The organism is Streptomyces sp. NPDC030245, from assembly GCF_055572995.1.
Window position 1 is genome coordinate 185,234 of the sequence record NZ_JBVICF010000017.1, and the last position, 6,991, is coordinate 192,224.

Here is a 6,991-nt window from a genome sequence, read left to right on the forward strand (position 1 = left end):
GTGCTGTACGGACCCGTCAAGCGGGCGTGTCACGGTGGCGCGAAACCCGCTGGTAAAGCGCGAGTTGCCGGTACGCGGTCCGCTGCCAGTCGAGGTGGCGTACGGAGGCGGGTCCCGCGGCTCCCAGCCGTCGGCAGCGCTCCGGGTCACGGGCGAGGGAGGCCAGTGCGTCGCCGTAGGCGGTGATGTCGCCCGGTGGCACCCGCACTCCGGTCTTCTCGGTCACCAGGTCCCGCAGGCACGGGATGTCGAAGGACAGCACCGGGGTGCCGCACGCCAGCGCCTCGGCCGCGACCAGGCCGAAGGTCTCGTACCGGCTCGGCACGCACACCAGGCGTGCGGCGGCCAGCAGTTCGAAGCGGGCGTCCGCCTCGACGCGCCCCAGCCAGCGGACGCGGTGACTGGTGCCGAGCCGTTCGGCCAGTTCACGCATCGCCCGGGCGTGCGGACCGTCGCCCGCGATCCACAGGTCGGTGTCCACCTCGGCGGCGACCCGGGCATAGGCCCGGAGCAGGAGATCGAGTCCCTTGGAGGTGCGTTCCAGCCGCCCGAGGTACAGCAGATGGTTTCCTGCTCGTGCCGGCCCGGTGGTGAAAGGGAGCGCGGCCAAGCCGTTCGGCAGGGCCACGACGTGCGCTCCCGGCCGGCGGCGGCGCACCTCATCGGCGAGGCCCTCGCTGACCGTGGCGAGGGTGGTGTGCGACCGCAGGCCCAAGTGCTCCACGGCACCGAACGGCAGGTGGTAGTCCCGGCTCTTCTCCCGCGCGGACAGCCACTGGACGACGCCGATCACGGGCCGCCCGGTGCACCACGGCACACAGACGGACGAGAAGGGCGCGGCGAAGTCCTCGACGACGATGTCCGGGTCCACGCGGCGCACCAGCGCGGGCAGGCCGACGGTGACGGCGGCGAAGTACGCGAGCTGGCACGCGAACCGGTGGCGCAGGAGCCTCGCCGAACGCCGGAAGACGGGCAGGTAGCGCACACCGTCGCGGACCGCGGGCCGGCACCCGGGCCACGGCGCGCAGACCGCGGTGACCTCCACGCCACGGGCGGCTAGACGCCGGTTGACCTCGTGGGTACGGACCGACCCGCCGCCCGCGCCGGGCGCACGGGGATCCTCGAACGCCAGGTGCAGGACCCGGAAAGGCCCCGGGCGCCGCTGTCGTCCGGCGGCCCACCTCACCGCCACCGCGCCGAGAACGACGACGGCCACGCACGAGGGCAGCGGGTGCGGGCGCAGGGCCCAGAGGGTGAACAACGGGATGGGCGCGGCCAGCAGAGCACGACGGACGCGGCGGCCCCGCTCAACTCGCCCGGCCCGGCGGCATATCAGGGAGGAGACGGCACCGGCGGTGGCCGTGGCGACGGCTGCGGGGGCCCAGGCCGGCGTCATGAGGTCATCGGCGGCGGCGCCGTACCCCAGCGCGGCGAGCGGGCACGCGACGATGAGGGCGGCCGCCACCGCGGGGGCGGACGCGGAACGGCCGCCTGCTGCAAGGCCGGTGCCGGAGTGTCCGTGCGAGGCCGAGCCCGAGCCCGAGCCCGAGCCCGAGCCCGAGCCTGAGCCCGATTCCGGTTCTGGGTGCAGTTCCGGGTGCAGTTCCGGGGGTGGTGGAGCGGGTGCCGGGCGCGGTGTGCCGGGCACCGCCGCGGGTGCCGGACCGGGGGCGCCTGGCACCGCCGTGGGTCGCGGTCTGCCGGGTCGGGGCTGTGGTGCCTGTGCCGCCAGGCCCACCAGTACCGTGCTCCCGGCTGCGGCTGCGGCTGCGGCTGCGGCTGCGACCGCGGCGACGGCGCCGGTGCTGATGCCGCCGCCCGCTGCCGCAGCCGCAGCCGTCAGGGCGAGCCACGCCACCGCCTCCGCCGTCCACACCACCGCCAGCAGGCGGAACGTACGACGGGCCCGCGTGCACGCGAAACCGGCCGCGCTGAGCCACAGGACCGTCACCGCCACGGCGGCCACGGCGGCCATGGCGACCATGGCGAGAAGGCCGGTCGTCGCGTACGAGAAACACGCCGCGCAGGCGGCGAGCGCGGTCACCGGTGCGGCTCCCACGGCGATCCGCAGGCAGGGCCCGGTCGCGGGCCCCGAGGCTCCGCCTGCGGTCGCGCGGGCCACCAGCGGCGGTATGGTCGCGCCCGCGAGGGCGCCCACCACGAGCAGAACGGCGGCCACGGCGGCGTAGCACGAGTACTCCGGCGGTGGCAGCAGGCGCATCACGAGCAGGGAACCGGCGTAGTTGACCGCACCGGTCAGCAGCGCGGCGGCGGTGAGCAGCGCCGCGAGCCGTGGGATCCGGCGGATGCCGTCGCGGGCCGAGCGGGTGTCGTCGGAGGCCGAGCACGTACCGTGGCGGGCCGAGCGGGTGTTGTCGTTATGTGCCGGAGGGATGTCGTCGCGGGCCGAGGAGGCCCGAGGGCGAAAGGGGGTCCGGCCGGAGGTCACCGGGTGCTCGCCGGTCCGGACAGCCGGTCGCGTGTTGCCTGGCAAGGGGTACGGGGCTCCGGCACGGCCCGCCGGGCTCGCGGGGCAGCGGGATGCCTCTCCCAGCCCAGCAGGTCGCTGTGGCGCGCGAGCCGGGTCCTGACCCGCGCGTCTGACAGGTCGATCCCGGCACGCGCGACGACCTCGCGGGCACCGTGTTCGTCCAGGCCCGTCAGGAGCAGGGCGGCCCGAGGGCCGCGGGTGTCGAGCAGGTCGGTGACGTGCAGGACGCTCGTGTCCGCCCGTAGGAGCAGATCGTGGGGGAGAGTGACCACGGTGCAGGAGTCGGACACCTGCCGTGACACCTGTCGATCGGAACGTACGCTCCCCAGGCGCGTGCGTTCGGCGGTGAGCGCGGCCAGAAGATGCCCGGCGGTGGCGCTCCAGGTGAAACGCGCCGCCCAGGTGCGACACGCGATGGCGTACGCGTCCGCGCGCGCGGGATCCGCCAACGCGCGCAACGCCCGGGCGGCGGCGGTGCCCAGGTCGATGTCCCCTTCCGGCAGCAGCCAGCCCGTCTCGCCGTGGCGGACCACGTCCCGCAGACCGGGTACGTCATGGACGAGCGCCGGTACGCCGGCCGACGCGGCCTCCATGACGGAGAGACCCCAGCCCTCGCGCACGGAGGGCAGGACGGTCAGCCACGCCGAGGCCACCAGCGCGTCGCGATCCGGCGCGGGCAGCCGCCCGTGGAAGACGACGTGGTCTTTGACGCCCGCCCGTTCGGCGGCCTGTTCCAATTCCGTCCGGGAGCCGCCGTCCCCGACGAGGTGCAGTTCGGCTCCGGGGACGGTCGCGCGGATCGTAGGCAGAGCGGCGACCAGCAGGTGCAGCCGTTTCTGCCGCGTAAGCCGGCCCACGCACACGATGCGCGGGTGCTCGGCGCGGGTGCCTGTGGCCACGGCCGCGTGCCCCGGCGGCGCCAGCGAGACGGGCCCTTCTAGCCCCAGTTGTCCACGGATCTGTGCGCGGGACGACGGAGAGACCGTGCAGATGGCTCGTCGTCCGTAGACGATGCGGGTGCCTGCTGACTCCAGCCAACGGCCCAACGCCGCTACGGGCCTGGGAAAGAAGAGGGCGAACTGCTGCTGGTGCACATGGTGGATGAGCAGTACGACAGGAGTTCGCCGCCGCAGGACGAGCGGCGCGAAAAAGGGGATCCCGTTCTGCGAGTCGATGACGGCGTCGATGCGACGGCGGTGCCGGGCGAGCCAGAGCAGGGCGAGCGGGTAGACACTCCACCGCCCGCCCGCGCGGACCACGGTTGCACACTCGGTGTGCTCGCGTGGGGCCGTGCCACGCGGCCGGGACGTCAAGTAGGTCACGCGGACGCCGGCGCGGTGCAGTTGCCGGGCGACCTGTTCGCAGTAAACTTCGGCGCCTCCCGCCTGGGGGTGCCGAGCGTCGCGCCAGTTGCACAGCACCACGTGGTTTCCACGCCATCGGGCGACGCCCGGGAACACGGTGGATAGGCTCATGACGCGGCCCTCGCGGAGGCGGGGCGACTCCGGTGGAACCGACACAACTCGCCGGCCACCCGCAGCCCGTGCTGTCCGGGTCGGAGTTCGTCCTGTCCGGTTCGGAAACTGGACCACGGCTGGTCGCCTTCGACGACGGGGGACTCCACGATGCCCACTCCGAGGGCCCTGGCTCGGCCGATCATCCCCACGTCGGACGCGAAGCAGCCGACCGACGAGACGCCCGCGAACAACCTCCGTGCCAGGTATGTGCGGAAAAACTTGAGGCCCCACTGTGTGTGCGTGGCCGTGTCCGTATAGCGGCGGGCGCCGATGACCACCGGCCAGCCCCCCAACAGGAGGCGCACCTCGTCGTCGACCGCCGTCACGGGCGTCGGCCGGGCAGTTCGTGGCCGCTGGGGCGCTTGAGGCGGGTCGGGGTGGCAGAAGTCGGTCCTGTGGGCCCGGGAAGTGACCACACCACGCTTGACCGCGGCTCCCTTACCCCGTGGTGCGCACATCTTCAGGTCCGCGTCCGGGGGTGCTGGCTCGTGGGCGCGGGCGTGGGCGCGGGGTGTAGTGGCGATGGCGAGGGCGATGGCGTGTGTCATGTCTGAACTCCTGTCGGGTCACGGCCTCCCCGGGCCGGGCGGGCGTCGAGGTCCCATCCGCCGGGGGCCCCGGCCGCCCGCTCATTACAGCGGCGGCGCACGACTCCGGAAAAGGAATCCGAAAATCCTTCGGCCAACATGTCCACACCGTGGCGGTGTTCAGCCGGAGAAATTCACACGCCTATATGCGCAGAGCCATTCCGCGGAACTCATCGCCTGCGTCCGCATCCTCGCATCGCCATTTCTCGGCGAGTTTCAGCGGGTGAGTCTCTGCGGGCGAGTGCCAGCGAAAATTCACGCGCGACGGGCGCGGACACTGTTCCGGTCAGGCTCAGATGGCGCGGATCGTCGTCGTCCCACCGGTCACGAGGTTGGTGCGTTCGGTCACATCCGCTTCGCCATGGGCGAGGACTTCGCCGTGCACCTCGCATCATCAGGCACGTCACCAGTACCTGATGGTAGGTCAGGCCTCCGGTTTCGGGGGCGGGATCGATGTTCTTGGTGATCGGCAGCGCCCGGAGGGGGCCTCGCCGGGGCGAGGTGCGGGTTCCTCGACACTTGTGGAACCTATGCCGACGGAATTCGCACGCGGCCCGGCCGACCGGGCCGCCGCACCCCCGTGGCAGCGGCCCGGCCCCGGCTCAGCGCAGCCGAGTTGCGACGTACGCCTCAATGGCGGCCCGCTGATATGCGGCGAGGCCCGGCGCGATCGACTCGTACGCCGCGTGCCAGTGCTCGTTCTCCACACAGGCCCGCCCGATCGCGCGGTACTCCTCAGCCGTGGCTGCCCGGACCCGGGACAGCGTCCGGTACTGGATGTCTATCTCGGTCTGCACCGCCTCGGCGTCAGCGGGCAGGCCGGCGGCCAGCAGCTCGGCCAGCCGGATCATCAGAGCCGTGCGGTCGCGCTCATCGGCCTCTATCTCCGCCTCACTCAGCGCCGAGGTGCGCTGTTCGAGGGCCTCGACCAACTCCGGAAAGCCGCGAAGGGCCTTCAGGCACTCGGCAGACCGTATGCCTGCGAACAGGTTCTCCGGGCGGCTGATGCTGATCATGTCCGTGCCGTCCTTCCCGGACTCCTCCAGTTCGGTGATCGTGCGGGCGACGGTGACAGCTAAGGCATTCAGCCGGTCCCGTTCGGCGAGCAGCCGACGGTGATGGCCCCGCAGGGCCTCCAGCTCGTCGACCTGCGCGGCCAGGATCCGGCCGATCTCAGGCAGCCCCAGGTCCAGCGCCCGCATCACAAGGATCTGATGCAGCCGCAGCAGTTGACGATCCTCGTAGTAGCGGTGTCCGTTGGCCCCGATCCAGGCCGGCGGCAGCAAGCCGATCTCGTCGTAGTGCCCGCAGTGTCCGGGCCGTCACCCCCGACATCCGGGCGACCTCCGCGATCGGCCAGGCCATCGCCGCCTCTCTCGCGAGTACTTCACCGAGCCGGCATTTCCGGCTCTCCTCAGGACGGTAGAGACTTCCGCTGCGGCAGCTTCAAGCCCATCCCGCAGAGGGGGATGAAGAAGCCGTTGTCCTTCCGGCTGCGATCGCTGAGTCTCCGCTGTTCAGGCCCCCACTCGGCCGAGATCATCTGGCTGGTACCCCGTTCCGACCACACCTGCCATGCCTCTTCGTAGTTTTGGAGGTGGCCCCTCAGTGGACTTCTTGCTGCAGCAACAGCGCCACCGTGGTGCTCACGGCTGGGCCCGTTCAGACGCACTCGGGCAGCCAGAGAACCAGAGAGGCAGAGGCCTCGTCCGGGCTGGAGTACTGCCTCCACTGGCTTACGCCAACAACCGCCAGCATCAGCTTGGAGTGGGTGTTTGAGGGGGATGCGAGTCGCTTTTGAGGCGGGGGCCCGACGGTGGGTGGGTGAGGGGGTGGGGTTGTGACTGCTGTTAAGGATTCAGTTGCTCTGTTGAGGGTGGTACGGGGTCAAGTCAGTGAGGAGGAGTTGGCGGCATTGACGGTGGCGTTGATGTCGCTGATGGCGGACCAGCCGCCGGAACAGGCATCGAAAGGTGCGGCGAGGCGGGTGGTGTGGCGGCCTCCGGAGTATGCCGGGATGTACCGGGCTCCGCACAGCTGGAGGTGACGTTCCGTTTTGCCCCGGCGCGGTGAGAACCGGCCGAGCGTACTGCCGACTGGCTGGTGTGGCTCGTCTCACTGGTTAGCCGGACTGTTGGTCTGTTGGGTTGGTATGGGTGGGAAGGGGGCTGTGATGGTGGCAGGGGCAGGGGCAGGGGCCAGTATGGGGTCGGCTGCGGGGCGTGTGGCCGAACTGCACGAGATCCGTGCGGAGGCACTGCGCGGGCCGAGTGAGAGGGCGACCGAGGCGCAGCACGCCAGGGGCAAGCTGACGGCCCGCGAGCGGATCGAGCTGTTGCTGGACCCGGATTCGTTCACTGAGGTCGAGCAGTTGCGCCGGCACCGGGCCACGGGTT

Annotated in this window: 5 protein-coding genes and 1 pseudogene; 2 read left to right on the top strand and 4 right to left on the bottom strand. The window is 71.6% G+C overall.

The annotated features are described in order from the left end of the window. Window positions 1-16: 16 nt before the first annotated feature. The 4 genes and pseudogenes from ACZ4Z4_RS35900 to ACZ4Z4_RS35915 form a co-directional block, all read right to left on the bottom strand. Complete coding sequence (locus ACZ4Z4_RS35900) at window positions 17-2,449, bottom strand: glycosyltransferase family 4 protein (RefSeq protein ID WP_468337169.1); 2,433 nt, start codon at window positions 2,447-2,449, stop codon at window positions 17-19. Next, the gene (locus tag ACZ4Z4_RS35905; protein WP_468337172.1) at window positions 2,446-3,966 is read right to left on the bottom strand and encodes a glycosyltransferase family 4 protein; all 1,521 of its coding nucleotides are present in this window, start codon (window positions 3,964-3,966) and stop codon (window positions 2,446-2,448) included. The genes ACZ4Z4_RS35900 and ACZ4Z4_RS35905 overlap by 4 nt, the downstream gene beginning before the upstream one ends. Further along, on the bottom strand, window positions 3,963-4,556 hold the full coding sequence (locus tag ACZ4Z4_RS35910; RefSeq protein WP_468337175.1) for a glycosyltransferase family protein: 594 nt from the start codon (window positions 4,554-4,556) through the stop codon (window positions 3,963-3,965). Before ACZ4Z4_RS35910 ends, ACZ4Z4_RS35905 begins: the two co-directional genes overlap by 4 nt. 641 nt (window positions 4,557-5,197) lie before the next feature. Continuing rightward, window positions 5,198-5,960 (bottom strand): annotated as a pseudogene (locus tag ACZ4Z4_RS35915) (MerR family transcriptional regulator). 511 nt (window positions 5,961-6,471) lie between these two features. Here ACZ4Z4_RS35915 and ACZ4Z4_RS35920 point away from each other — a divergent pair. Both ACZ4Z4_RS35920 and ACZ4Z4_RS35925 read left to right on the top strand, forming a co-directional pair. After that, window positions 6,472-6,642: an acyl-CoA carboxylase subunit epsilon gene (locus tag ACZ4Z4_RS35920; RefSeq protein ID WP_468337215.1), complete on the top strand. Its 171-nt coding sequence runs from the start codon at window positions 6,472-6,474 to the stop codon at window positions 6,640-6,642. Window positions 6,643-6,798: 156 nt separating this feature from the next. Next, window positions 6,799-6,991 (top strand): carboxyl transferase domain-containing protein (locus tag ACZ4Z4_RS35925; protein WP_468337178.1); only part of this gene is annotated, 193 nt, incomplete at its 3' end.

Excerpts from the sequence above, each read along its gene's own strand:
- ACZ4Z4_RS35905 (WP_468337172.1), bottom strand. The coding sequence starts at position 3,966 with ATGAGCCTATCCACCGTGTTCCCGGGCGTCGCCCGATGGCGTGGAAAC.
- ACZ4Z4_RS35910 (WP_468337175.1), bottom strand. The coding sequence starts at position 4,556 with ATGACACACGCCATCGCCCTCGCCATCGCCACTACACCCCGCGCCCAC.